Genomic DNA, 25,036 nt, shown 5'->3' with positions numbered 1-25,036 from the left:
GCCTGTTTGTATTGACAAGTCAAGAAGAATTTGTAACCGTGGTCACATGACGCAGAATCTGACGGGGACGCCGGTCGTCGGTGGTGTGGCTCTCGGGCCCGCGCTCTGGCCGGGACGCCGACCCGACCACTCCGCGGAGGCGCTGAGCGCGGGCGTCGAGATCGCCGAGGGCCTGCGCGCCACGGAGACCGAACGGTTCACCGCGGCCGCCGCTGCGGTCGCCGCGCGCCTGCGTGAGCGTGCATCGCAGAACACCGGCGTCGCCGCCGAGGTCCTCACCGCCACCGCCGGACTCGCGGAGGACCGCGGGTGGATCGGTGCCGCCTCGGGACTCATCGCGAAGGGGGCCTCGGCCCCGTCGGCAGCGGTCGCCGCCACCGAACAGTTCGCCGCCGTGTTCACCAAGCTCGGTGGACTCATGGCCGAGCGCGTCACCGATCTCAACGACGTCCGCGACCGCGTCCTCGCCGAGCTGTTGGGCCTGCCCGAGCCCGGCGTGCCCACGCCGGATGTGCCGTCGATCCTGCTCGCCGACGACCTCGCGCCCGCCGACACCGCGGGGCTCGATCCCGCCACCACCATCGCGCTCGTCACCCGCCTCGGCGGGCCCACCAGCCACACCGCGATCATCGCCCGGCAGCTCGGCATCCCGTGCATCGTCGCGGTGCCCGGCCTCGACGAGATCGATTCGGGCACGGTGATACTCGTGGACGGGACGACCGGTGAGGTCGTCGTGGAACCCGACGACGCCGCTGCGCGCGCCCGCGTCGACGAGCACACGCGTCAGGCGGCTCTGGTTGCGGACTGGTCGGGTCCGGGACGCACCGCCGACGGTGTCGAGGTGGCGATCCTGGCCAACGTCGCCGACGGGTCGTCGGCCCGCGCGGCCACCGACCATGCGGTGGAGGGTGTCGGACTGTTCCGCACCGAACTGGCCTTCCTCGAACGCGCCGACGAACCGACGGTGGAGGAGCAGGCGGACATCTACCGCGAGGTGCTCGACGCATTCGGCGGCCGCAAGGTCGTCATCCGCACCCTCGACGCCGGCTCGGACAAACCACTGCGCTTCGTGAACCAGCCCGAAGAGGCCAACCCGGCGCTCGGCGTTCGCGGCGACCGGATCGCCCTGGCGCACCCCGAGATCCGCGCCCACCAGCTCGACGCCATCGCGCGCGCCGCCGAGGGCTCCGAGACGAGCCCCTGGGTCATGGCGCCGATGATCGCCTCACCGGCCGAGGCGGCGGCCTTCGCCGCGCAGGTGCGCGAACGGGGACTGACCCCCGGGGTCATGATCGAGGTCCCCGCCGCCGCGATCCTCGCGCCGGCGATCCTGGCCGAGGTCGACTTCGTCTCGATCGGCACCAATGACCTCACGCAGTACACGATGGCCGCCGACCGGATGTCGGCCGACCTCGCATCCCTGACCGATCCGTGGCAGCCGGCCGTTCTGCACCTCATCGCGACGGTTGCGCGGGCCGGACGGGATCGGGGGAAACCGGTGGGCGTGTGCGGCGAGGCGGCGGCGGACCCGATCCTCGCCTGTGTGCTCGTCGGACTCGGGGTGACCTCGTTGTCGAGTGCTCCGGTGGCGGCCGCTGCGGTCGGTGCCCGGCTCGCCGACGTCACGCGAGCAACCTGCGAAAACGCAGCGGCAGCCGCGCTCGCCACCACCGATCCGGCTGCGGCTCGCGCGGCTGCCGCCGCGGTTCTCGAGAGCTGAGGGGTCAGATTCGCCGCATCACGGTGACGACCTTGCCGAGGATGACGGCCTCGTCGCCCGGGATCGGGTCGAACAGCTCGTTGTGCGGCATCAGCCAGACATGACCCTTCTGGCGTTTGAAGGTCTTGACCGTGGCCTCGCCGTCGATCATCGCGGCGACGATGTCACCGTTGTCGGCCACGTTCTGCTGGCGGACGACCACCCAGTCGCCGTCGCAGATCGCAGCGTCGATCATCGACTCGCCGACGACCTTCAGCAGGAACAGCGAACCCTCGCCGACGAGCTCGCGGGGGAGCGGGAAGACGTCCTCGACGGCTTCTTCCGCGAGGATCGGACCACCTGCGGCGATCCGGCCGAGCACCGGCACGAAGGTGGGCTCGGGCAGTGCGCCTCCGGTCGGTGACGTGGGCGTCGGCGGTTCGCTCGGCGCGATGTTGACCGCACGCGGACGATTGGCGTCCCGCTTGAGCAGGCCCTTGCGTTCGAGTGTCCGCAACTGATGGGCGACCGAGGAGGTCGAGGTGAGACCCACCTCGTCACCGATCTCGCGGATGCTCGGCGGGTAACCGCGTTCGCGCACGGATTTGCGGATCACCTCGAGGACTCCGCGCTGCCGCGGCGTCAGCGAGGCCTCGGCCGCTGCCATGTCTGCCGGGGTGACGGGCTCGTCGGCGCCCCGCGCTCCGGTGCGCTTACCGCCGTCATCGCTCATGATCGGGCTTCCTCTCGATTCCGAACGTGCTGGTAGATCGCTTGTCTGCCGACGACCCTAGCCCAGAATGCCGACCGCATCAAACATTTGTTCGACGTGTCGCGAGACAATTGTCGGAGTGCCGTGCTACAAATTCGAACATCAGTTCATCGAACAGGTGATCGACACTCGAACAGTTCGAACGCCGACGACGCAGTCGGACGCACGGACAGAGTTCGACCGGAAACACGGAGGGCACCATGCGCACCGCCACTCTCATCGACCCCGTCCGCTCCACCGATCCGGTCCGCGGTGACGTCCTGGAACGTCCGCGCCCGATGCGCCGCGGCGACGGCCGCCGTCCCGCCGACGGCCGCCCGGTGCCGGAGTCGGCGGTTCTGGTCCGTCGGGTCGCCTCCACCCAGTGCGCCTCGCCGGTCGGCCTGCGCGGTCGGGGACCCGTCGTCCCGGCCCAGCATGCCGCGCAGCCCGCCCCCTCGGCGGTCATCCGCCGGCGCCGGCGCGCGGCGACGGCAATCCTCGCCGGCGTCGGACTCGCGCTGGCGGTGTGGGTCATCGCGGTCGTCGGGCAGAACTACGCCGCGACGGTCACGCCTTCCTCGGTCGGCACCGAGGTCGTCCACGTGCGCTCGGGCGACTCGCTGAGCACCATCGCATCACGCGTCGCCCCGGAGATGCCCCGCGAGGCGGTCGTCGACGAGATCATCCAGCTGAACGACCTCCCGTCCAGCGGCCTGCGCGTCGGCCAGCCCCTCCTCGCCCCCCGGTATCACTGAGCGCGGGCGGTATCCTCGATGTCACAGGGACCGGCCGACTACCGGCCTGGCATGCGGCCCGGCTGCATCAGAGTGTCCCGTGACCTGCGTGAGGATACGATGCGCTGCCCCTTCTGCAAGAACGACGACACCAAGGTCATCGACTCGCGTGTCGCTGATGAGGGGCAGGCCATCCGGCGCCGCCGCTCCTGCGTGGAGTGTGGGCGACGCTTCTCGACCGTGGAGAGCGCAGTGCTCGCGGTGGTCAAACGCAACGGGGTCACCGAACCGTTCAGTCGCGAGAAGGTGATGCGGGGCGTCCGGCGCGCATGCCAGGGACGCCACGTCGCCGAGGACGCGCTGGCACAGCTCGCCCAGCAGGTCGAGGACACGGTACGTGCCAGCGGATCGGCCGAGATCCCCAGCAACGAGGTCGGACTCGCGATCCTCAAGCCGCTGCGTGACCTCGACGAGGTCGCCTACCTGCGCTTCGCGTCGGTGTATCGCTCGTTCGACTCCGTCGAGGACTTCCAGCGCGAGATCGACGACCTGCGCTCGGCGTCGTCCGATTCCGGCAAGGCCTCAGCCGAGTCGGTCAAGAGTTCGTAGGACCCGCTTCTCCGACACCGGGTAGGCGGTGCCGAGTCGCTCGGCGAACAATCCCACCCGCAGCTCCTCGACGAGCCACTGCGCCTCGTCGTTGACGACCGCCTTTCGGTGCTCGGGCACCTGCGTCAGTCGCTGGGCCCACCGCTCGGTCACCCGGTCGACGACGGCCACTCCGGCCTGGTCCCGGGCCGCGGAGGCCGGCAGTGCCGTCAACCGGGCTTCGGCCGCCGCGAGATAGCGCGGCACGTTCTCCAGATGTCGTCGCGCGGTGGCGGCGATGAAGCCGTCGAAGACGAGATTGTCGAGCTGTTCGGCGACGTCGTCGGCTGCGAGTGAACCGGCATGACGGTCGATCGCGGCGCGTACCGGCGCCACCCACCCGAGGGATTCGACAGCGAGAGAGAAATACTCCGGCGCCGATTCGGAGATCCGCGGCCGCAGTTTCTCCGTGAGCGCGCGGAACGCCTCGGGTGAGCGCACCGCGGACAGCGTGCCGGCGTCGAGGCCCGCGACGACATCGCGGATGGCGCGGCGTGTGCAGTCGGCCAGCAGCGCATCGAGATCCGGGTAGGGACTCTGACTCAACGCGAGTCGGCCCGCCGCCCCGAGTGAACCGGCGACCCGTCGGTGCAGCGGCGGGATCGCGAGGTCGAGCAGTGCGACGATCCCTCTCTCCGCCAACCGATCACGGGTCTGCTCCGAGGCTGCGTCGATCACGACCACCCCGCGGGTCCGCCCGGCATCGTCGGTGATCGCGTCGATCGTCGGGTAGCGGGTGAGGCGCTGTCCGGCGATGTCGACGGTCCGCTGGGCGGCGAGCGTGCCGATGCCCTCGTCGGTCCAGGTGCGGTACAGGGTGCGCTTCACCGTCTTCGTCGCGGCGGGGGTGCCCGCACGCTGGAGTTCGGCGATGGAATCGGCACGCGCGGTGATCTTTCCGGCGTCGTCGACCACCGCGAAGTGCATCCTGAGGTGGGCCGGAACCCGGTCGACGTCGAAATCGGCTGCGGTGACCGTCATCTGCGTGATCGTGGTGAGCTCGCGTGCGAGCCCGACCGTGAGCGGTTCGCTCCGGGGTGTGAGGCGCGCCAGGGCCAGCTCGGCGAAACGCTGTGCCGGGGACATCGACTTGCGCAGCTGCTTGGGCAGCGACTTCACCAGTGCGGTGGCCAGTTCCGTCCGCATGCCGGGCACCGACCAGTCGAAACCCGCCGAGCGCACATGGGGGAGCAGAGCGCGCGGGATGATCACGGTGACACCGTCATCGGGTGCGCCGGGTTCGAACCGGTAGCGGAGTTCGAATCGTGTGTCGCCCTGTTGCCAGGCACCCGGGTAGTCGGTGGGCGCGGCCTCGGTGCTCGCCGCGACGTCCTCGGGCTTCAGATCGAGCAGAGCCGCGTCAGAACGTCGGGCCTTCTTCCACCACGTGTCGAAGTGCCGTGCGGAGGTGACCTCGGGGCCGACGCGCTTGTCGTAGAACTCGAAGAGCTGATCCTCGGTGATCACCAACCCGCGCGTGCGCATGCGGTTCTCGACGTCGGAGGCCGCTTCGAGCAGGGCGCGGTTGCGTTCGAAGAACGGGTGCTGGGTACGCCAGTCGCCCTCGACGAGGGCATGGCGGATGAACAGTTCGCGGGAGACGACCGGGTCGATGGGGCCGTAGTCGACGCGACGTTGCGCGACGAGTGTGACGCCGTACAGCGTGACCCGTTCGTAGGCCATCGCGGCACCGCGCTTCGACGACCAGTGCGGCTCGCTGTACGTGCGTTTGACCAGATCGCCGGCCAGCTTCTCCGCCCACAACGGATCGATGCCGGCGACCGTGTGCGCGAACAGGCGAGAGGTTTCGAGGACCTCGGCGGCCATGATGAACGACGGCGGCTTCTTGGCGAGCGGGGACGCCGGGAAGATCATCAGGGTCGTGTTGCGGGCCCCGGTGAACTCGCGGCCCTCGGTGTTGCGCGCGGCGATGTTGGACAGCAGACCCGAGAGGATGGCGCGGTGGACCGCGTCGGCGTCGACCTCGGGGAGGTCGGAACCGGCCGGACTCACCGGCCAGTCGAGGTCCTTGACGATCTCGGTGAGCTGGCGATGCAGGTCGCGCCATTCCCGGATGCGCAGGAAGTGCAGGAACTCCCGTTCGCACATCCGCCGGAACTTGCTGCTGGACAACTCCTTCCGCTGCTCCTCGAGGTAGCGCCACAGCTCGACGTAGGCCAGGAAGTCCGACTGCGGCACGACGAAGCGACGGTGGGAGGCGTCGGCGGCCTCGCGATGCTCGGCCGGACGTTCGCGGGGATCGGGCAGCGACATCGCGGAGGCGATGACCAACAGGTGGTCGAGACAGCCGAGTTCGCGGCCGGCGATGAGCATCCGGGCGATCCGCGGATCGACGGGGATACGGGACATCGAGCGGCCGACGGGGGTGAGGCGCGGCGGACCGCCCTCACGGCTCACCGTGATCGCACCGAGCTCGGCCAGCACGCCCATGCCGTCGCGGATGGCGCGGTCGTCAGGCGGCTGCACGAACGGGAAGTCCGCGATCTCACCGAGTTTCAGCGAGGTCATCTGGAGGATGACGGCGGCGAGGTTGGTGCGCAGGATCTCCGGATCGGTGAACGCGGGCCGGGCGTCGAAGTCGTTCTCGCTGTAGAGCCGAATACACACGCCGGGGGCGACGCGACCGCATCGGCCGGCGCGCTGGCGGGCGCTGGCCTGCGAAACGGGTTCGATGGGAAGCCGGTTGACCTTGGTGCGGGTCGAGTACCGGCTGATGCGGGCCGTGCCGGTGTCGATGACGTAGCGGATCCCGGGCACCGTGACCGAGGTCTCGGCGACGTTGGTGGCCAACACGATCCGGCGACCGTTGGACGGGGCGAAGACCTTCTGCTGGTCGGCGATCGACAGCCGCGCGAACAGCGGGACGATCTCCGCGCCGCCGTTCCGGCCGGATCCGGTCCGACGCTTCAAGGCATCCGCGGTCTCGCGGATGTCGCGCTCGGTGGGGAGGAACACCAGGATGTCGCCGCGGCCACCGGCCCACAGTTCGTCGATCGCGGCGTCGATGCCCTGGATCTGGTCGAGGTCGGCGTGCTCGCCGCCACCGGTGTCGTCACCGCTGTCCGGGCGTTCCTGCAGACTCAGCGGCCGGTAACGGATCTCGACGGGGTAGGTACGACCCGACACCTCGATCACCGGGACCGATGTCTCCGGAGTGCTGAAATGCCGTGCGAAACGGGCGGGTTCAATCGTCGCCGAGGTGATGATCACCTTCAGGTCCGGTCGCTGCGGCAGCAGCCGTCGCAGATAGCCGAGGATGAAATCGATGTTGAGGCTGCGCTCGTGGGCCTCGTCGATGATGAGGGTGTCGTAGCGGCGCAGCATCGGATCGGTGGCGATCTCGCGGAGCAGGATGCCGTCGGTCATCACGCGGATCAGCGTGTCCGCGCCCGAACGGTCGGTGAACCGGACCGAATAACCGACCGCGTCACCGAGTTCGGTCTCGGTCTCGTCGGCGATGCGCTTGGCCACCGAGCTGGCTGCGATGCGCCGCGGCTGGGTGTGGCCGATCGTGCCGCGGATACCGCGGCCGAGTTCGAGGCAGATCTTCGGCAGCTGCGTGGTCTTGCCGGAACCGGTCTCACCGGCGACCACCACGACCTGGTGGTCCCGGATCGCGTCGGCGATCTCCTCGCGGGCGGCCGAGACGGGGAGTTCGTCGGGGAAGCGCAGCACCGGCACGGTGGCCCGGCGACGGTCGAGGCGGCTCCGGGCCTTATCGACGTCGGCGACGACTTGTTGCCATTTGCGCGGGTCGGGGGTGCGGCCCAGTTTGTCGATGCGGCGGCGCAGACGGTGGGCGTCGAGGATCGCGACCTCGTCGAGCGAACGCAGCAGTTCGGTACGGGAGATGCCGGGCTGAGGATCTCGCGGGGCTGGATCTGGGGACTCGACCGACATGATGACTCCAGGATATGGGTCGATGCGGGGAGCGCTCACCTCGCCCGGCATCATGGTGGGCATGTCTGAAACTTCTGGTGCTCTGTGGCACGGCTTCGCCGACATGGGTGCGGTGACCGCGAGTGGACCCTTCGTCGTGACCAAGGGCGAGGGGACCCGTATCTGGGACCGCGACGGCAAGGAATACATCGACGCGACCGCCGGTCTCTGGTTCACCAACGTGGGCCACGGCCGCACCGAGATCGCCGACGCGGTGTCGCGTCAGCTGGGCACGATCGCGCACTACTCGAACTTCGGTGACATCGCGAGCGACGTCACGCTGCAGCTCGCCGACGAGCTGGCCGCGATCGCGCCGGTGCCCGGGTCGAAGATCTTCTTCACCTCGGGCGGCAGCGACTCGGTCGACACCGCGGTCAAGCTGGCCCGCCGCTACTGGGTGGAGCAGGGCAAACCCGCCAAGCGCGTCGTCGTCAGCCGGACCAAGGCCTACCACGGCATGCATGCCGCGGGTACGTCGCTGGCGGGCATCCCGCTCAACCACGACGGCTACGGCGAGCTCATGCACGACGTGCAGAACGTCGACTGGGACGACGCGAAGAGCCTGCTCGGTCTGATCGAGCGGGTCGGCGCGGAGAACATCGCCGCGTTCTTCTGCGAGCCGATCATCGGCGCCGGTGGCATCTACCTGCCGCCGGCCGGGTACCTCGACGAGGTCCGCGCGATCTGCCGCGACCACGACATCCTGTTCGTCGTCGACGAGGTCGTCACCGGCTTCGGTCGTATCGGTGGCGACTCGTGGTTCGCGTCGGCGCGCTTCGACCTGCAGCCGGACATGATCACCACCGCGAAGGGCCTCACTTCCGGCTACGTGCCGATGGGTGCGGTGTTCATCGCCCCGCGCGTCGCCGAGCCGTTCTTCGCCGGTGGCGTCTGGTGGCGTCACGGCTACACCTACGGCGGTCACGCGGCAGCAGCCGCCGCCGCTCTGGCCAACCTGGAGATCATCCGCCGGGAGAACCTGCTCGCCGAGGCGTCGCGCCTCGAGGGCGACCTCGCGACGGCGCTGGCCCCGCTGGCCGACCTCGACACGGTCGCAGAGGTGCGCACCGGCCTCGGTGCGGTCACCGCGGTCCAGCTCGCCGACCCGGCCACCGCCCCGGCCGCAGTCCTGAAGCTGCGGGAGCACGGGGTCAGCACCCGCGCCGCCGGGCAGGGTGCGCTGCAGATCTCGCCCTCGTTCGTCATGTCGACCGACGAGGTCGGCGAGATGGCCGACCGCATCCGCGCCGCGCTGAGCTGACGGGCCGAACACTGTCGAACACGACGAAGCCCGGCTACCGAAAGGCAGCCGGGCTTCGTCGTATGTGTTGCCCGATCAGGCGTTCGCGAGCACCTCGGTGGTGGCGATGGCCTGGGCCACGCCGGCCACGATCGAGGCGACCTTGAGGGCCTCGAGGATGGCCTCGCGGTCGACGCCGGCCTCACGCAGGGTGTTCTCGTGGGCGGCGACGCAGTGGCCACAGCCGTTGATCGAGGACACGGCGAACGACCACAGCTCGAACGCGGCCTTGTCGACACCGGGGTTGCCGATGATGTTCATCCGCAGGCCGGGGCGCAGGTCGTCGTACTTGCCGTCGAGGAAACCGCGACCGCGGTAGAACACGTTGTTCATACCCATGATCGACGCGGCACCGAGTGCGGCGTTGTAGGCCTCGGCCGACAGGTTGTCAGCGGCCTCGTCGGCGATCTCGGAGAGCACCTTGGCACTCTTGGTGGCGGCCGCGGTCGACAGCAGGGTGCCCCACAGCTGCTCCTCGTTCAGCGCGGTGGTGCGGCTGATCGAACCGAGATTGAGCTTGAGGTCCTTCGCGTACTCCGGAAGGGCTTCCTTGAGGTTGTCGATGCTCATCGTGATCTCCTTCTCTAGACGCCAGAGGTCATGAGCTCGCCGGCGTTGATCGTCGGGTCGCCCTTCTTCCAGTTGCAGGCGCACAGTTCGTCGGACTGCAGGGCGTCGAGGACGCGCAGGACCTCGTCGACGTTGCGGCCCACGGAGCCGGCGGTGACCGACACGAACTGGATCTCGTTGTTCGGGTCGACGATGAAGGTGGCGCGGTCGGCGACACCGTCGGCGTTGAGAACGCCTGCGGCGGTGGCCAGCTCGCGCTTGAGGTCACTCATCATCGGGAACGGCAGGGTCTTCAGGTCCTCGTGCTGTGCACGCCACTGGAAGTGGACGAACTCGTTGTCGACCGAGGCGCCGAGCACCTGGGTGTCACGATCGGCGAACTCGTCGTTCAGCTTGCCGAATGCGGCGATCTCCGTCGGGCACACGAAGGTGAAGTCCTTCGGCCAGAAGAAGACGACGCGCCACTGACCGGGGTGGTCGTCGGAGGTGACGGTGGTGAAGTAGTCGTCGGGCTGCTGGGCGTTGACCTTGCTGAGGTCGCCACCGATCACGGCGGTGAGGTTGTAGGCGGGGAACTGGTCACCGATGGTGAGCAGGGCCATGTATCGCTCCTTCAGCTGAGGGGGTGTACCGAAATTGCGCGCGAAAGACTTTCGCGACGTACGAGTACTATCGTGCCGGAAAATCGGCAAAAGCGAAACGTGATTAGTAGCACTACACTGATAACCATGCCCGATAAAACTTATCAGCCCACCATCGCCGGCCTGCGCGCGTTCGTGGCGCTCGCCCAGCGCAGGCACTTCGGGACCGCCGCGGCGGACCTGGGAGTGAGTCAGCCGTCGCTGTCCCAGGCCCTTTCGGCGCTCGAGACGGGTCTCGGCGTGACACTCGTCGAGCGGACGACCCGTCGGGTCCTGCTGACCCAGGACGGCGAGGAACTGCTGCCGCGAGCGATGGCAGCCGTCGACGCCGTCGACGAGTTCACCGCCGCGGCCGCGGGGGCCGGCCAGCCGCTGCACGGCGCGATCCGCCTGGGGGTCATCCCGACGGTCGCGCCCTACGTGCTGCCCGCGGTGCTGCGCGGACTCGCCGAGAAGCTTCCGGACCTGCGCCCCCGTGTCGTCGAGGAACAGACCGGGCGGCTCGTCGAGCAGCTGCGGGGCGGCACCCTCGACGTGGCACTCCTGGCGTTGCCGCTCGACGTGCCGGGTATCGCCGAGGTCCCGCTCTACCGTGAGGATTTCGTCCTCGCCCTACCGGCCGGGCACGCGCTCGCCGGCAAGCGGCGGGTGGACCCGAGTGCATTGGCCGACCTGCCGCTGCTGCTTCTTGACGAGGGGCACTGCCTGCGGGATCAGGCACTCGAGGTGTGTGCTCTCGCCGGGGTCCGACCCGACCTGGGGCAGACACGCGCGGCGTCGCTGACGACGGCCGTGCACTGCGTCGTCGGCGGGCTCGGGGTGACCCTCATCCCGCAGACCGCGGTCGCCTCGGAGACGGCTTCGGGAGACCTGGCGATCGCCACGTTCGCCTCGCCCCGACCTGGGCGTCAGATCGGGGTCGTCTTCCGCCGGTCCGCGCGCCACGACGACGCGTATCGGCAGCTCGCGACGATCATCTCGGAGATCGTCGCCGACACCGGCGCCGTCACGCCGGTGTGAGGGTTCAGGCCTCCGCGGCCTGGACGGCGAGCGCCTCCCACTCGTCGACGAGGCTCGAGTCGACCTCGCGGACCATGGTGCCGAGATCGGCCACGATCTGCTCGATCTCCGGCGTCACCGCGCTGGTCGGGACGCCCTGGCGCAGAACCCGATAGCAGTCGGACAGGTAGCGCAGCACCACGCCCTCGCTGCGGGCGAGACCGTAGGCGGAGATCAGCTCGGTGAAGGTCATCGCCTTCTCGAGCATCTCGCGGAGCACCGACTTCGGATTCGGTGGGAACGACGCCACCCAGGGGTGGCCGCGCCGGTAGATCTCGAACGCACCGAAGATCTCCTCGAACAGCGGCTGCGGCCAGGTGATGTCCTCCAGCCGCGTCATCCGTTCCTCGTACTCGATGCCGTCGGCCTTCATCTCGGCGATCGCCGCGTCCCGGGCAACCTTGCGCTGAGCGAGCAGCAACGGTCGCGGGTTCTCGAGGGTCGACTCGAGAATCGAGATGACATCGAGGGCGTACGTGGAGGATTCGGGGTCGAGGATCTCGAACGTGGCCATCGCGAACGCCGACAGCGGGTTGGTCAGCGCGAAGTTCTCCGGCATGTCCACACTGAGGGCGATGTGCCGACCGGCCTCGTCGGGTTCGTCGAGCTGCACGACGATCCCGGCGTCGCGAAGGCCCCGATAGAGCTCGATCGTGTGCTTGATGTGGCGTAGCTGCCGATCGCGCGGCTCGTGGTTGTCCTCGAGCAGATGCCGGATGGCGGCGAAACAGTCGCCCGGACGGCCGAGCACCTCGAGCAGCATCGCTGTGGTCATCTGGAAATGTGACCGCAGTGGCTCGTCGGGCGCGTCGATCAGCTGGGTGAAGGTCTTCTCGCCCCACGACACGAAACCTTCGGGAGGCTTGCGGCGCACCAGCTTCCGCAGCTTCTTCGGGTCGTCGCCGGCCTTGGCGACGGCGCGGGCGTTCTCCACGTCGTGCTCGGGCGCCTGGGCGACCACATAGCCGACGGTGTCGAAGCCGGCCCGGCCGGCGCGGCCCGCGATCTGGTGGAACTCACGCGCCCGCAGGCGCCGGACGCGGCGGCCGTCGTACTTGCTCAACCCGGCGAACAGCACCGTGCGGATCGGCACGTTGATGCCGACACCGAGGGTGTCGGTACCGGCGATCACCTTCAGGAGTCCCTGCTGCGCAAGACGTTCGACGAGGCGACGGTAGCGGGGGAGCATCCCGGCGTGATGGACACCGATGCCCGAACGCAAGAGCTTCGACAGGGTGTTGCCGAAGCCGGTGGAGAAGCGGAAGTCGCCGATCGCCTCGGCGATCGCGGCCTTCTCCTCCTTGTCGCAGATCTTCACGCTCAGCAGTGCCTGGGCGCGCTCGACCGCGGCGGCCTGGGTGAAGTGCACGACGTAGATCGGCGCGCGACCACGGTCGACGAGGTCGGCGATCGTCTCGTGGATCGGGGTCATCGCGTAGTCGTGGACGAGCGGCACGGGCCGTTGGGCGCCGGTGACCTCGACCGTGTCCCGCCCGGTGCGTCGCGCGAGGTCGTCGACGAAGAACGAGACGTCGCCGAGCGTCGCCGACATCAGCAGGAACTGCGTGGACGGCAACTCGATGAGAGGGACCTGCCACGCCCAGCCGCGGTCGGGTTCGCCGTAGTAGTGGAACTCGTCGGCGACCAGCGTCCCGATATCGCTGTCGCCGCCCGCCGCGAGGGCGAGATTCGCGACGATCTCGGCGGTGGCGCAGACGATCGGCGCATCCGGGTTGACCGACGCGTCACCGGTCAGCAGGCCGACCTGATCGGCGCCGAACATGCCGCACAGTTCGAAGAACTTCTCGCTGACGAGCGCCTTGATCGGCGCGGTGTAGAAGGCCCGCTCGCCCCGGCAGCGCGCGAAATACAGTGCGCCGGCGGCCACGAGCGACTTCCCCGAACCGGTCGGGGTAGCCAGGATGACGTGGCTGCCGGCGAGTAGCTCGAGCAGGGCCTCTTCCTGGTGTTCGTAGAGGTCGAGGCCACGTTCGGTCCACCACTGTGTGTAGGTGTCGAGCGCCTGGTCCTCGTCGTCGACGGGCACCAGGGCCGTCGGGCTCGCGGTCAGATCGACGATTGCGGTCCCTCGTCTCCGGGCTCGTCGTCCTTAGAGGTCTGCTCGGCTGCCTGCTCGGCGAGGAAGCGCTCGAGCTCGGCGCCCAGTTCGTCGCCGCTGGGCAGCGACTCCTCGGCGGCGAGCAGCGACGCGCGCTCCTCGGCGGCCTGGGTGAAGGTGTCGTACTGGGTCTCCAGTGCGGCGACGACCGACTCGATCTCGGAGTTGCCCTCGACCTCGGTGTCGACCTGGGCGCGCACCTTCTCCGCGGCGCTCTCGAGTGCCGCGAGCGGCAGGTCGAGACCGGCCAGCTCGGCGACCGCGGACAGCAGCCGCGCGGAGGCCGCCGGATAGTTGGTCTGCGCCAGGTAGTGCGGCACATGGACCGACAGGCCGGAGGCCCGGTAGTCGTGCTCACCCATCCGTAGTTCCAGCAGCATCGAGGCGCTCGCGGGCAGCTTCATCGCCGAACCCCAGCGGGGGAGGTCGCCGAGCGCGTCGGGGTCGCTGCCGTGCGCGGTGATCGACGGCGGCCGGGTGTGCGGCACGGCCATCGGGATCGCGTTGAGCCCGATGACGTCGGTGACGCCCAGCCGATCCGAGAGGCGGCGCACCGCGTCGACGAACTGCTCCCACCGCAGATCCGGTTCGGCACCGGCCAGCAGCAGGAAGCCCTTGCCCGAGTTGTCGCGGATCGCGTGCAGGGTCAGGGCCGGCATCTCGACCTCGGTGAAGGTCTCACCGCTGAACGAGATCGTCGGCCGGCGGGAACGGTAGTCCATCAGCTCGTCGGACGAGAACGTCGCGACCAGTTCCGACTCCAGGCTGTCCCGGAGATGGGCGGCCGCGAGCGCGACGGCGTGGCCGGCGTCGGCGAACCCTTCGAGGGCATGGATCAGAACCGGGCCCGTGCCGTCGGCGCGGGTGACCTGCGGAGCGGGAAAGGCGAGTTCGTACAGCGCGTCGTTCCGCGCGGGTTGCTCGTCCACGTCATCCCTCCTTGTACGTGGCGGCCGTGGCACAGCACGGCCGGATTCTCGTCATATGTCTCATTGTCTCGCACCTTCGTCGCGGTTGAGCACCGGCGTCCGGCGGAACACCGAATATGTAACGACATCGTCGCGCCAGGGATTCCCTCCCCGGGTGTGTCACCTGCGTGAGCGGACGCCTGCGGTGGCACAGTAGATCGCTGTGACCCCGGCAACCGCTGCACCACCTACGTCCTCCGGACGCCGTCTGCCCGTGCTCGTACTGGCCGCTGCCTGCGCCGTTCTCGCCGGTGGTGTGTTCTCGGCGTGTTCGATCGTGGGAGACGCCGAGCCGGCGAATCCCGACCTCTCGTCGCGGTCGGTGGCGGCGTCGGATTTCCCGGGCGGCCCGGCGAGCCCGATCCCGCCCCAGGCGGTGGGAAACGCCCTGGCCGACGTGACCGGCGGCCCGGCACCGGGGCAGAAGGAGAACACCGAGGTCTCGCCACCCGAGTGCGCACCCGCCCCGGTCTCCGCCGACGGCGCCGTCGCCTTCCTCGGCCCGGGCACCGCGGAACGCTCGACCCTGACCACCGTCGTCGCGCATGCCGACACCCCGCTCGCCGACGTCGTGCAGCGTGCCGAGAAGTGTCCGGAACTGACGACGACCACGTTCGGGGCGTCGTCGACGGTCACCACCGAGGTCCTGCCCGCCCCGCCCGCGCGCGACGGCGTCGACACCGCGACCATCCGTCGGACCATCGTCACCGGCGGTGGCACCGCACCGGTCACCATCAGCTCGCTCGCCCTGATCGGCCAGCGCGACGGGGTGCGCGTCTACGCCGAATATCGGTGGCCCGCAGCCGGTCCGGTGCCCGCCGAGGATTCGGCGGCGCTCGACGAGCTGTTCACCAAGGCGGTGTCGGCCGCTTTCGGTTGACACGATCCCGGCCTGTGGACGGGCGGCGGCGGTTGTCCACAGGTCGTCCCGCGCGCCGTCCGGATGGCATTCCGCGGCCGATGCTTCGTGAATGCCCGCCTTCGCGTCCTCCCCACCCGTCCGTGACCCCATCGATCCGACGACGCTGCTGACGGCGATCCCGGCGTTGCTCGGCTTCGTCCCGGAGCGTTCGATCATCGTGGTCGCCTTCGCACCCGACCGGGGGATCTCGGCCACCATGCGCCACGATCTCGCCCTCGACGACACCGGCGAACCGACCTCCGAGCTGTCCACCGTGCTCGCGGGACTCGGGGCGATCACCCATTCCTACGGCGCCGACGAGGTCGTGGCGATCATCGCCGACGACCGCTATGCGGCCGACGATCCTCGCTATCGACGGGTGTTCGCGATCGCCGACCGCCACTTCGACGCGATCGGGGGCGTCGCCACCGGATTCGCCCTGTCCGCATTCGATCCCGGTGCGGCGTGGTCGGTGATCTGGTGTCCCGACGGACAGGCGTGGTCGGTCGACGTCCTCGACGACCGTGAGGGCGTCCTCGACGATCCGCAGACCTGCCCGACCGCCATCGCCGAGGCGGTGAAATCGGGTCGGCGCATCCTGCCGCGCCGGTCGGAGATGCGGGCCATGCTCGAACCCCTTCCCGGCGAGTGCTGCGCCGCACGACGCTGCTCGTACTGCGAGGCCGGCCGTGTCGAGGTCCCGGCGATGTCCGACGCGGTGCTGCTGAACCTGCTGACAGGGGTGGTCGCCGACGGCGGGGCACCGCTGGACTGTGCGGAGGTCGCCGTGCTGGAACAGGCCGTCCGACGCCCCCGGGTCCGCGACGCCGCACTCGCGCTCGCCGTCACCGACCTACGGGACGACGCCGAGTCGGTCTGGCGAGAACTGACGCGGCGCCTCTCCGGACCGGGACGGGCCGCCGCCGCGACCCTGCTCGCGCACCTGCACTACATCGGCGGGGAGGGGGCGTACGCCGGGGTCGCCCTCGACGTCGCCCTCGAATCCGACCCGGACGCGAAGCTGGCCCGCCTCCTCGACACCGCCCTGCGGGCCGGCGTCCGGCCGACGATGCTGTGGGAGATGATCGACGGCTCCTACGGCACCGCCCGCGAACTCGGGGTCCAGATGCCAGAGATCACCCGGCGCGCGGCCGGGTGATCTCTGCAAAACCCCTGGGTCAGACCTCTACTGCGTCAGACTTTTTCGACGACCTTCTCGACGAAGACCGAATGCGCCATGTCGGCGGAGAGTTCGAGGCCCTCGTGTCCGGGCGTGTTGATCGTGATGGTGCCGGCGACGTTGGTCACCGTCACGCGGGCGTTCGGAACCACACCGGCCTCCCGCAGATGCGAGATGAGACCCACATCGGACTGTGCGTGCTCGGACAGCCGCCGCACGATGACCGCCACGGTGTCGCCCGCGGGCAGATCCGCGATCCGGGTGGCGCCGTCATCGGCCGAGGACACCTCGACACCGAGCAGATCCAGGCCCGGGATCGGGTTGCCGTAGGGGGAGGTGGTCGGGTACTCGAGCACGGCGAGCAGACGGCGCTCGACGTTCTCGCTCATCACGTGCTCCCAGCGGCAGGCCTCCTCGTGGACCTGATCCCAGGGCATGCCGATGACGTCGACCAGGAGTCGCTCGGCCAGGCGGTGCTTGCGCATGACCGCGACGGCCAGCGAACGGCCGCGCTCGGTCAGTTCGAGGTGGCGGTCACCGGCGACGCGCAGGAGTCCGTCGCGCTCCATACGGGCGACGGTCTGGGAGACGGTCGGGCCGCTTTGGTCGAGGCGCTCGGCGATGCGCGCCCGCAGCGGCACGATCCCCTCTTCCTCGAGGTCGTAGATCGTCCGCAGATACATCTCGGTGGTGTCAACCAGATCGTTCACTGTGCCCAATCCCTTTCGTCCCCGCCAAGATTACCCTGTTCGCCCACGGTGACAGCCCTCTCACGCGCCCGGCGCACCCCGGCGACGACCCCGACCGTACCCATATGTGGCCGAACCGACATCGTGCACCCGCCCGCGAGCTGAACCACTAGCCTGAACCTGTGACCGACACTTCCACGACGGCCGTCATCTGGAGCGAGGACTTCCTGTCCTACCGGTGGGCCCACACCCACCCGATGAATCCCGTGAGGCTCGCGCTCACGATGACCCTCGCCCAGAGCCTGGGGGTGCTCGACGACGTCGAGACCGTACCGCCGCAGGCCATCGACGACGACGCCCTCACCGTGGTGCACACCCGCGACTACATCGACGCCGTCCGCGCGGTGGGTTCCGGGACCGCGTCGCTGTCGGGACCGCTGCTCGAGCGACTGTTCGGACTGGGCGACGCCGACAACCCCGTGTTCGCCGGGATGCACGAGGCCGCCCGCCTCCTCGTCGGCGGCACACTGGCCGCCGCGCAGACCGTGGCGTCCGGTGCCGCGACCCGTGCGGTCAACATCGGCGGCGGCATGCACCACGCGATGAAGGCCCGGGCGGCCGGGTTCTGCATCTACAACGACTGCGCTATCGCGATCCGCTATCTGCTGGACAAGGGCTTCGACCGGATCGCCTACATCGACGTCGACGCCCACCACGGCGACGGCGTCCAGGTGGAGTTCGCGGCGGACCCGCGCGTGATGACGGTCTCGCTGCACCAGCATCCCGCGACGCTGTGGCCGGGGACGGGCTGGCCGACCGAGGTCGGCGACGGCGACGCGCAGGGGAGTGCGGTCAACCTCGCGCTGATGCCCAACACCGAGGATCGCCTGTGGCTGCGGGCGTTCCACGCTGTCGTGCCGTCGCTCGTCGCCGAGTTCAAACCACAGATCATCGTCAGCCAGTGCGGCGCCGACAGTCACCGCGCCGACCCGCTGACGGATCTGTCGCTGACCGTCGAGGGTCAGCGTGCGGCGATGATCGCGATGCGTGATCTTGCCGACAAGTACTGCGAGGGACGGTGGATCGCGGTCGGCGGCGGTGGTTACGGCGTCGTCAACGTGGTGCCCCGCAGCTGGACCCATCTGCTCGGCGTGGCCCTCGACCGGGAGATCGACCCCACCACGACCATCGACGAATCCTGGTGTGCCACAGCCGAACAGATATCCACCCAGGTGCACTCCGACTATGCGCGGCCACCGGTCGGGGTGATGGGCGACGGCGGCGACGTCGACTATCAGCCGTGGGACGGCGATGCAGGTCAGGAGCCGTTCGAAGGGGTGAGTGCAACAGCACAGCGACAGACCGATCGCGCGATCCTCGCGACGCGCCGCGCGGTGTACCCTCTGCACGGTCTCGACCCGGAGGATCCCCGTGACTGATCAGGACGTGTCGTCCACCCCAGAGCAAACCCAAACCGCGCCGCAAACACTGGCCGATCAGCCCGAACCCCGTGGCGCGTGGGATTATCCGCGACACTGGATCGCCGACGTGCTGGCCTCCGACGGCGGGGTCGTGCACCTGCGTCCGATCGTCCCCGACGACGCCGAACGGATCGTCGCCTTCCATTCCAAGCTCTCCGAACGCACCCGCTACATGCGGTACTTCGGCCCGACGCCGACACTGCCGCCCCGCGAGGTCGCGCGGATGACGACCGTCGACCATCAACAGCGCGTGGCGATCGTGGCGGTGCTCGGCGGCGAGATCATCGCCGTCGGCATCTACGAGGGACTCGCCTTCGACGGTAAGCCGGAATCGGCCGAGGTCGCGTTCGTCGTCGCCGACGAACACCAGGGACGCGGTCTCGGACCGATCCTGCTCGAACACCTCGCCGGCGCCGCGGCCGAGAACGGCTTCACCCGCTTCGAGGCCGAGGTGCTCAGCGAGAACCCGAACATGGTCGCCGTGTTCCGCGACGCGGGCTACCAGCTCGCCCGCAGCTTCGACGGCTCGACGGTGCACGTCGAGTTCCTCATCGACCCGACCGAGGCGCTCCTGTCGGTGCGCAACGCCCGCGAGAACGCGTCGGAGGCCCGCAGCGTCGCGAATCTGCTGCGCCCCACTTCGGTCGCGGTCATCGGCGCCTCGACAGATCCGAACAAGGTCGGCAATGCGCTGCTGGCCAACATCATCGCCGGCGGGTTCACCGGTCCGGTCTTCCCGGTGAACGGGCCGGCCCGCGTCGAGGAGGAGCCCGGTCGCGACGCGCAGCGGCTCGGCCGCCCGACGACCTCGAGTCGGAAGCGGACCCGTGAACGGCCGCCGTCGGTCCGCGGCATCCGCGCCTACGAGACCGTCCGTGACATCCCGGACCCGGTGGACCTCGCGGTGGTCGCGGTCCCGGCGTCCCGGGTCGACGACGTCCTCGACGACTGTCTGGTGAAGGGTGTGCGGACGCTGGTCATCGTGTCGGCCGGTTTCGGTGACTCCGGCGAGGAGGAGGGCCTGGAGAACGAGCGTCGCCTCGTCGCACAGGTCCGGGAGCACGGCATGCGGCTCGTCGGCCCGAACGCGCTGGGCGTGGCCAACAACGATGCCGGGATCGCGCTCAACGCGACACTCGCGCCGCGGATCCCCGCGGCCGGCCGCGTGGGGTTCTTCTGCCAGTCCGGTGCGCTGGGCATCGCGATCCTCGACACCGCGGCGCGGCGACAGATCGGGTTGTCGACCTTCGTCTCCGCGGGCAACCGCGCCGACGTCTCGGGCAACGACCTGCTGCAGTACTGGGACAGCGACGCCTCGACCGACGTGATCCTGCTCTACCTCGAGAGTTTCGGTAACCCGCGCAAGTTCTCCCGCATCTCGCGGCGGGTGTCGCGGGCCAAGCCGATCGTCGCGGTGAAGTCGGGCGCCGGGGCCATGAGCCCCGTCCGGGCGGCCCGGTCGACGGCCAACTTCGACGACCAGATCGCGCGCATGATGCTCGAACAGGCCGGTGTCATCCAGGTCGAGACGATCCCCGAACTGTTCGACTGCGCGGCGCTGTTCGCCTACCAGCCGCTTCCACGTGGACCGCGCGTGCGGATCATCGGCAACTCGTCGGTGCTGGGCAGCCTCGCCGCCGACCAGGCACGCACCGGCGGCCTCGAGGTGGTCGACAACATCGACCTCGGCGCGGGAGCGTCGGAGGAACTGTTCGAGGATGCCGTCTCCGCGGCGATGACCGACCCCGGCGTGGACGCGATCATCGTCGTCTTCGTGCCGCCGGTGGCCGTGGATGCCGACTGGCACGCCCGCGCGCTCATGGCCGCGGCCAACACCCCGGGTGCGGACGGCGAGAAGCCGATCGTCACGACGTTCCTCGCCGTCGACGGCATCCCGCAGGGGCTCACGAGGCCCGGCCCGAACGGGATGCCCGAACGCGGGTCCATCCCGTCGTACGCCAGCCCGGAGCGCGCCGCGGCGTCGCTGGCCCGTGCCTGGCAGTACGCGAAGTGGAGGTTGCGGCCGGAGTCGGTGGTCCACCGCGCCGAGGGCACCGACCCCGAGGCGGCCCGCATGTACGTACGCGAGGCGATGGACTCGAACGGCCGGTCGTCGGACCGGCTCCTCGGCCAGGTCGACTCGGCGAAACTGCTGCGCTGGTACGGCATCTCGGTGGTCCCGTTCCGCGAGGTCAGGACGATGCACGAGGCGTCGGCGGCGGCGCGCGAACTCGGCTTCCCGGTCGCGGTGAAGGCCACCTCGCCCAAGTGGCGGGGTCGACTCGACCGTGAGGGCGCCCGGCTCGACCTGCCCGACGCGACGGCGGTTGTGAACGCCTTCGCCGAATTGAGCGAACTCACCGGCGACCACGTCCTGCACGTGCAGAAGATGGCACCGAAGGGTGTGGGCACGGTCATCCGCGTCCGCGACGACCAGTCGTTCGGGTCGGTGATCTCGTTCGGGTTGTCGGGGCGGACCTTCGACCTGCTCGGCGACCACGGCTACCGGGCGGTCCCGCTCACCGAACTCGACGCCCGTGAGCTGATCGACGAGCCGCGCTCGGCGCCGCTTCTCTCCGGTTATCGGGGTGAGGAACCGGCCGACAAGGAGGCGCTCGTCGACCTGTTGCTACGGATCTCCACGCTCGTCGACGACATCCCGGAGGTGCGCGAGGTGCTCTGCGATCCGATCCTGGTGTCGGTCGACGGCGCCGCGGTGCTCAACGCCCAGATACGAGTCGGCCCGGTGCCCGACAGGCGGGACACCGGACCGAGACGATTGAGCTAGGAGACGGTTGAGCCAGGAGAGCGGGAACGTCAGCTGGCGTAGGCGCGCAGGCGCTCGGCACGATCGCCTGCGCGCAGCTTGCCCATGACCTCGCGCTCGATCTGACGCACGCGCTCGCGCGACAGTCCGAACATGCGGCCGATCTGGTCGAGGGTGCGCGGCTGGCCGTCGTCGAGGCCGTAGCGCATCCGGATGACCTGCTGCTCGCGCTCGTCGAGAGTCGCGAGAACCGCGCGGATGTCGGAGTGCAGCAGACCGGCGATGACGGCGTTCTCGGCGGAGGTGGCCTCGGCGTCCTCGATGAAGTCGCCGAGCGGTGCCTCTTCGTCGCTGCCGACCGGCATGTCGAGGCTCACCGGGTCGCGGCTGTGGTCGAGCAGATCGGCGATCTTCTCGGCCGGGATGCCGGACTCGTTGGCCAGTTCCTCGTCGGTGGCCTCACGACCGAGCTGCTGGTGGAGCTCACGCTTGATGCGGGCGAGCTTGTTCACCTGCTCGACGAGGTGGACGGGGAGCCGGATCGTGCGGCTCTGATCGGCCATGCCGCGGGTGATGGCCTGACGAATCCACCAGGTGGCGTACGTCGAGAACTTGAAGCCCTTGGCGTAGTCGAACTTCTCCATGGCGCGGATCAGACCCAGATTGCCCTCCTGGATGAGGTCCAGGAGCGGCATGCCGCGGCCGGTGTAGCGCTTGGCCAGCGAGACGACGAGGCGGAGGTTCGCCTCGAGCAGGTGGGCGCGTGCGGCCTCACCCTCGCGGACGATGGTCGCCAGGTCACGCTTCTTGGTGGCCGAGAGGCGCTTCTTGGTGGCCAGGACGTGCTTGGCGTAGAGGCCGGCCTCGATCTGCTTGGCGAGTTCGACCTCCTGCTCTGCGTTGAGGAGAGCGGTGCGTCCGATCCCGTTGAGGTAGACGCGGACGAGGTCCGCGGCGGGCGACTGGGCGTCGAGATCCTGCTCCGTCATCGCCGGGCGGGTGCCCGGGGCAGCGGGATCGGCGAAACCTGTGGTCGGGGTCGAACGTGCAACTGTCGAGCGTGACATGCGGCCTCCTGACTTGAATGCGTTCACTGGGTCCAACGTCCAGATGTTGGCGATAGTTCCCGAAAGTCATTCGGCGCAAACCCGAAGGAGGCTTGGTGACCTGCGAAGACTTTCGCCGATTCGCAGGAGTGGCTGAGAAGTTGCTGAGATGTCGAACGCGGGGGAACCCGCGGCGGCCGCGGCGGCGGTCGTCGGGTTCGGCGATGGGTCAGTCGTCGGGGTCTACGACATGCCCGTCGACGGTGCGGTGGGGGAGCTGCTGTTCGGTGCGCGAGAGGGCGGGCGGGCCGACGACGTGATCGTCGGCACCGTACTTGTAGTGCGGGACCTCACCACGCTTGCGGGGTGGACGGTCGTTGGCGATCAACACGGCCATCCACGGCAGCGGGATGGAGATGGCGACGATGGCCAGGGCGAGGAGTCCGGAGCCGGTGATCGAGTAGGCGATGCCGGCCACGATCAGCGCAGGGACGCGGAACGCCATCATGATCAGGTACTTGCGGACGCGGGCCTTCTGCTGCGCCTCGAGCGAGTCCTGGGCGTCGGTGATCAGGAAGGTCTCGGCGGACACGGCCGGATGCGCCGACCTACCGAATCGTCTCGACTCCTCGTGGGGGTCGTGCGGCTCATTGCCGGTCGCGCCCATGGAATCCCTTTGTTCGAACACCCTCTCCACTGTCCCACTTTCGGTTGCTCATTGCACTGATGGATTCCGGGCACCTGTGCTCGCGGTTCCCCGGTGACGCACAATAGAGCAATGGCAACTGAAACCATCGAACGCCCCGATCTCGACGAGTGGACCGACACCGAGACCGATGAGAGGTCCGACGCCGACGCCACCGACAGCAGTGACGACGACCGGCCCAAGTTCTTCCACTACGTGAAGAAGAACAAGATCGCGGAGAGTGCCGTGATGGGCAGCCACGTGGTCGCGCTCTGCGGCGAGACCTTCCCGGTGACCCGCGCGGCCAAGCCGGGTTCGCCGGTGTGCCCCAAGTGCAAGAAGATCTACGCCAAGCTGCGCAAGTAGCGCGAGGTCCGTCGGGACCGGTCAGTCGCCTCCGCGGTCGCGCGTGGGGCGTCGGATCGGTCCCGACGACAACCGGTCGGGAATCGTCTTGAGCTGACCGGTGAGGTCGGAGGTCTGTGAGTTGACCCAGTGCCGGACCTGGGTCGTCGTGGACGCCTTGGCCGGCCAGAACTGTTGCACCGCGGCGTTGAACTCGGCCCCGATGACGATGCCGAAGCCGAGCGAGAAGGTGAACAGCAGGAAGGCGATCGGCGTCGCCAGCGCCCCGTAGGACACACCTGCCTCGGTGATCTTGGTCAGGTAGATGCGCAGCACGTAGCTCGCGACCCAGAAGAACACGCCCGCGACGATCGCGCCGCCGATGAGCCGGTGCCACGGCAGCGGATTGGGCAGCGCCAGGTGGTAGAGCGTGGTGAGCACGAACAGCAGCAGCACGGCGACGAACGGGAAGTAGCCGTAGTCGATGAGTGTGGTCACGAACGACCCCCACGACTCCGGGACGATGGCCCGCAGGTAGTTCGGTCCGAGTGCGACCAGCGGCAGCAGGAACACCGCGACGAACAAGAAGCCGACGTAGAGGAACAGCGCGAAGAACCGCTGCCACACCGGATTCCGCACCTCGTGCTGATCGTGCGCCTTGGCGATGGAGGCGATGAAACACGACATCGCCGACGAGCCGGCCCACAGCGACAGGATGAAGCCGACCGACATGAGTCCGATGCGGCCCCGTCCCAGGACGCTGTCCACGGTCGGGGTGATCAGGTCGTCGACCACCGTCTCGGTGAAGGTGCGCTGCGCGAACTCGATGATGCGGTCGTAGACGATGTCGACGGTGCCGGGTCCGAACCAGCCCGCGACGTAACCGACCGAACCGAGCAGTCCGAGCAGCAACGGGGGCAGTGACAGCGCCTGCCAGAACGCGGCCTGGGCCGCCCAGCCGATGATCCCGTCGTCCCAGGACTTCACGATCGTCCGCCACACCACCCGGTGCATGTTGGGCAGTACCGGGGGACCGGGTTCGTTCTCGGCGTCGTCCGAGCCGGATGCTTCCTTTGCGCCGTTCGCCGGGACGGGCTCGTCGACGCCCTCGGGCTTCTGCGCGTCCGTCGCCTTCCGTGCCGATGCGGGCGCGACCGCGACGTCACGCGAGGCGGGGGCGGTGACACCGGGAACGTCGGTGTCGCCGGCGAGCGGGGCCGGCCGGCGCGGAGTCCGGGTCGAGGTGTCGAGCGGAGCGGTCACCGCGCTCGACGGATTCGGGCGCACGGCAACCACCGGCGACGTCGCGTCGTCGGTCAGTGGCACCGGGTTCCTCTTTCGCGTTGTGATGAGTTCAATATCCCCGATCGAAGGCCGCAAAGGGTACCCGGGTCACCAGGCGCGTCGTTCGGAGTGACCACGCGGCGATGTCCGCGCCGGTGTCGGCGCGCCGCGACGAGGGGGTGTCGCGATGTGGGTGCGGGGGCGGC

At 69.2% G+C, this 25,036-nt stretch carries 20 protein-coding genes; 10 read left to right on the top strand and 10 right to left on the bottom strand.

Translation table 11 applies throughout. The features are described 5' to 3' along the window. Positions 1-46 precede the first annotated feature (46 nt). Entirely contained in the window at positions 47-1,720 is a 1,674-nt protein-coding gene (locus tag OK17_RS01755; protein ID WP_461416498.1) for a putative PEP-binding protein, read from the top strand. Positions 1,721-1,724: 4 nt separating this feature from the next. Here the strand turns inward: OK17_RS01755 and lexA are convergent, their stop codons facing one another. Beyond that, positions 1,725-2,432 (bottom strand): transcriptional repressor LexA, encoded by a 708-nt coding sequence (gene lexA / locus OK17_RS01750; protein WP_005197355.1) that lies wholly within the window; start codon positions 2,430-2,432, stop codon positions 1,725-1,727. A 239-nt stretch (positions 2,433-2,671) separates the two neighbouring features. Here lexA and OK17_RS01745 point away from each other — a divergent pair, with 239 nt between their 5' ends. Then, positions 2,672-3,208, top strand: coding sequence for a LysM peptidoglycan-binding domain-containing protein (locus tag OK17_RS01745; protein WP_461416497.1), 537 nt, complete (start codon positions 2,672-2,674; stop codon positions 3,206-3,208). A 99-nt stretch (positions 3,209-3,307) separates the two neighbouring features. Further along, entirely contained in the window at positions 3,308-3,796 is a 489-nt protein-coding gene (nrdR, locus tag OK17_RS01740) for a transcriptional regulator NrdR (RefSeq protein ID WP_232719449.1), read from the top strand. Here nrdR and hrpA read toward each other — a convergent pair. Then, positions 3,770-7,756 carry an ATP-dependent RNA helicase HrpA gene (gene hrpA, locus OK17_RS01735; RefSeq protein WP_461416496.1) on the bottom strand — a complete coding sequence of 1,329 codons (3,987 nt, stop codon included), beginning with the start codon at positions 7,754-7,756 and terminating at the stop codon, positions 3,770-3,772. The genes nrdR and hrpA overlap by 27 nt on opposite strands. Positions 7,757-7,778: 22 nt before the next feature. Here hrpA and OK17_RS01730 point away from each other — a divergent pair, with 22 nt between their 5' ends. Further along, on the top strand, positions 7,779-9,056 hold the full coding sequence (locus tag OK17_RS01730; RefSeq protein WP_461416605.1) for an aminotransferase family protein: 1,278 nt from the start codon (positions 7,779-7,781) through the stop codon (positions 9,054-9,056). Between the two features lie 75 nt (positions 9,057-9,131). Here OK17_RS01730 and OK17_RS01725 read toward each other — a convergent pair whose 3' ends face one another. Both OK17_RS01725 and OK17_RS01720 read right to left on the bottom strand, forming a co-directional pair. Further along, complete coding sequence (locus OK17_RS01725) at positions 9,132-9,665, bottom strand: alkyl hydroperoxide reductase (protein WP_232719447.1); 534 nt, start codon at positions 9,663-9,665, stop codon at positions 9,132-9,134. A gap of 14 nt (positions 9,666-9,679) precedes the next feature. Beyond that, positions 9,680-10,267 carry a peroxiredoxin gene (locus OK17_RS01720; protein ID WP_238063638.1) on the bottom strand — a complete coding sequence of 196 codons (588 nt, stop codon included), beginning with the start codon at positions 10,265-10,267 and terminating at the stop codon, positions 9,680-9,682. A gap of 126 nt (positions 10,268-10,393) precedes the next feature. Here OK17_RS01720 and OK17_RS01715 point away from each other — a divergent pair, with 126 nt between their 5' ends. Beyond that, positions 10,394-11,326, top strand: coding sequence for a hydrogen peroxide-inducible genes activator (locus OK17_RS01715; protein WP_461416495.1), 933 nt, complete (start codon positions 10,394-10,396; stop codon positions 11,324-11,326). A 4-nt stretch (positions 11,327-11,330) separates the two neighbouring features. Here OK17_RS01715 and OK17_RS01710 read toward each other — a convergent pair whose 3' ends face one another. Both OK17_RS01710 and OK17_RS01705 read right to left on the bottom strand, forming a co-directional pair. Beyond that, entirely contained in the window at positions 11,331-13,412 is a 2,082-nt protein-coding gene (locus OK17_RS01710; RefSeq protein WP_461416494.1) for a DEAD/DEAH box helicase, read from the bottom strand. 20 nt (positions 13,413-13,432) lie between these two features. Beyond that, entirely contained in the window at positions 13,433-14,413 is a 981-nt protein-coding gene (locus OK17_RS01705) for a proteasome assembly chaperone family protein (protein WP_006866435.1), read from the bottom strand. Between the two features lie 253 nt (positions 14,414-14,666). Here OK17_RS01705 and OK17_RS01700 point away from each other — a divergent pair, with 253 nt between their 5' ends. Next, positions 14,667-15,332, top strand: a complete 666-nt coding sequence (locus OK17_RS01700) for a hypothetical protein (RefSeq protein WP_461416604.1) — start codon at positions 14,667-14,669, stop codon at positions 15,330-15,332. Positions 15,333-15,423: 91 nt separating this feature from the next. Then, positions 15,424-16,512, top strand: coding sequence for a DUF4192 domain-containing protein (locus tag OK17_RS01695; protein ID WP_461416493.1), 1,089 nt, complete (start codon positions 15,424-15,426; stop codon positions 16,510-16,512). A gap of 35 nt (positions 16,513-16,547) precedes the next feature. Here OK17_RS01695 and OK17_RS01690 read toward each other — a convergent pair whose 3' ends face one another. Continuing rightward, positions 16,548-17,243, bottom strand: coding sequence for a metal-dependent transcriptional regulator (locus OK17_RS01690; protein WP_461416492.1), 696 nt, complete (start codon positions 17,241-17,243; stop codon positions 16,548-16,550). Positions 17,244-17,404: 161 nt separating this feature from the next. Here OK17_RS01690 and OK17_RS01685 point away from each other — a divergent pair, with 161 nt between their 5' ends. Beyond that, positions 17,405-18,661: an acetoin utilization protein AcuC gene (locus tag OK17_RS01685; protein ID WP_461416491.1), complete on the top strand. Its 1,257-nt coding sequence runs from the start codon at positions 17,405-17,407 to the stop codon at positions 18,659-18,661. Continuing rightward, complete coding sequence (locus OK17_RS01680; RefSeq protein WP_461416490.1) at positions 18,654-21,491, top strand: bifunctional acetate--CoA ligase family protein/GNAT family N-acetyltransferase; 2,838 nt, start codon at positions 18,654-18,656, stop codon at positions 21,489-21,491. Before OK17_RS01685 ends, OK17_RS01680 begins: the two co-directional genes overlap by 8 nt. A 29-nt stretch (positions 21,492-21,520) precedes the next feature. Here OK17_RS01680 and OK17_RS01675 read toward each other — a convergent pair whose 3' ends face one another. Beyond that, the gene (locus OK17_RS01675) at positions 21,521-22,459 is read right to left on the bottom strand and encodes a sigma-70 family RNA polymerase sigma factor (RefSeq protein WP_174310882.1); all 939 of its coding nucleotides are present in this window, start codon (positions 22,457-22,459) and stop codon (positions 21,521-21,523) included. A 286-nt stretch (positions 22,460-22,745) separates the two neighbouring features. Beyond that, positions 22,746-23,183 (bottom strand): DUF3099 domain-containing protein, encoded by a 438-nt coding sequence (locus tag OK17_RS01670; RefSeq protein WP_232719440.1) that lies wholly within the window; start codon positions 23,181-23,183, stop codon positions 22,746-22,748. A 111-nt stretch (positions 23,184-23,294) separates the two neighbouring features. Here OK17_RS01670 and OK17_RS01665 point away from each other — a divergent pair, with 111 nt between their 5' ends. Further along, a complete protein-coding gene (locus OK17_RS01665) occupies positions 23,295-23,567 on the top strand; it encodes a DUF3039 domain-containing protein (RefSeq protein WP_232719439.1) in 273 nt (90 codons plus the stop codon). 21 nt (positions 23,568-23,588) lie between these two features. On the opposite strand, the gene OK17_RS01660 is transcribed toward OK17_RS01665, so the two are convergent. Then, positions 23,589-24,872, bottom strand: a complete 1,284-nt coding sequence (locus OK17_RS01660) for a YihY/virulence factor BrkB family protein (RefSeq protein ID WP_232719438.1) — start codon at positions 24,870-24,872, stop codon at positions 23,589-23,591. Positions 24,873-25,036: the final 164 nt, after the last annotated feature.

This window comes from Gordonia sp. GN26 (assembly GCF_054823965.1).
Note: the sequence above shows the minus strand (reverse complement) of the source record. Positions and strands in the feature narration are given on the sequence as shown.

What these genes read in the sequence shown, in the direction of transcription:
- OK17_RS01670 (WP_232719440.1), bottom strand. Translation starts at nt 23,183, where the DNA reads ATGGGCGCGACCGGCAATGAGCCGCACGACCCCCACGAGGAGTCGAGA.
- nrdR (WP_232719449.1), top strand. Translation starts at nt 3,308, where the DNA reads ATGCGCTGCCCCTTCTGCAAGAACGACGACACCAAGGTCATCGACTCG.
- OK17_RS01715 (WP_461416495.1), top strand. Translation starts at nt 10,394, where the DNA reads ATGCCCGATAAAACTTATCAGCCCACCATCGCCGGCCTGCGCGCGTTC.
- OK17_RS01755 (WP_461416498.1), top strand. Translation starts at nt 47, where the DNA reads ATGACGCAGAATCTGACGGGGACGCCGGTCGTCGGTGGTGTGGCTCTC.
- OK17_RS01725 (WP_232719447.1), bottom strand. Translation starts at nt 9,665, where the DNA reads ATGAGCATCGACAACCTCAAGGAAGCCCTTCCGGAGTACGCGAAGGAC.
- lexA (WP_005197355.1), bottom strand. Translation starts at nt 2,432, where the DNA reads ATGAGCGATGACGGCGGTAAGCGCACCGGAGCGCGGGGCGCCGACGAG.
- OK17_RS01695 (WP_461416493.1), top strand. Translation starts at nt 15,424, where the DNA reads ATGCCCGCCTTCGCGTCCTCCCCACCCGTCCGTGACCCCATCGATCCG.
- OK17_RS01675 (WP_174310882.1), bottom strand. Translation starts at nt 22,459, where the DNA reads ATGACGGAGCAGGATCTCGACGCCCAGTCGCCCGCCGCGGACCTCGTC.
- OK17_RS01745 (WP_461416497.1), top strand. Translation starts at nt 2,672, where the DNA reads ATGCGCACCGCCACTCTCATCGACCCCGTCCGCTCCACCGATCCGGTC.
- OK17_RS01665 (WP_232719439.1), top strand. Translation starts at nt 23,295, where the DNA reads ATGGCAACTGAAACCATCGAACGCCCCGATCTCGACGAGTGGACCGAC.
- hrpA (WP_461416496.1), bottom strand. Translation starts at nt 7,756, where the DNA reads ATGTCGGTCGAGTCCCCAGATCCAGCCCCGCGAGATCCTCAGCCCGGC.
- OK17_RS01720 (WP_238063638.1), bottom strand. Translation starts at nt 10,267, where the DNA reads ATGGCCCTGCTCACCATCGGTGACCAGTTCCCCGCCTACAACCTCACC.
- OK17_RS01730 (WP_461416605.1), top strand. Translation starts at nt 7,779, where the DNA reads ATGCGGGGAGCGCTCACCTCGCCCGGCATCATGGTGGGCATGTCTGAA.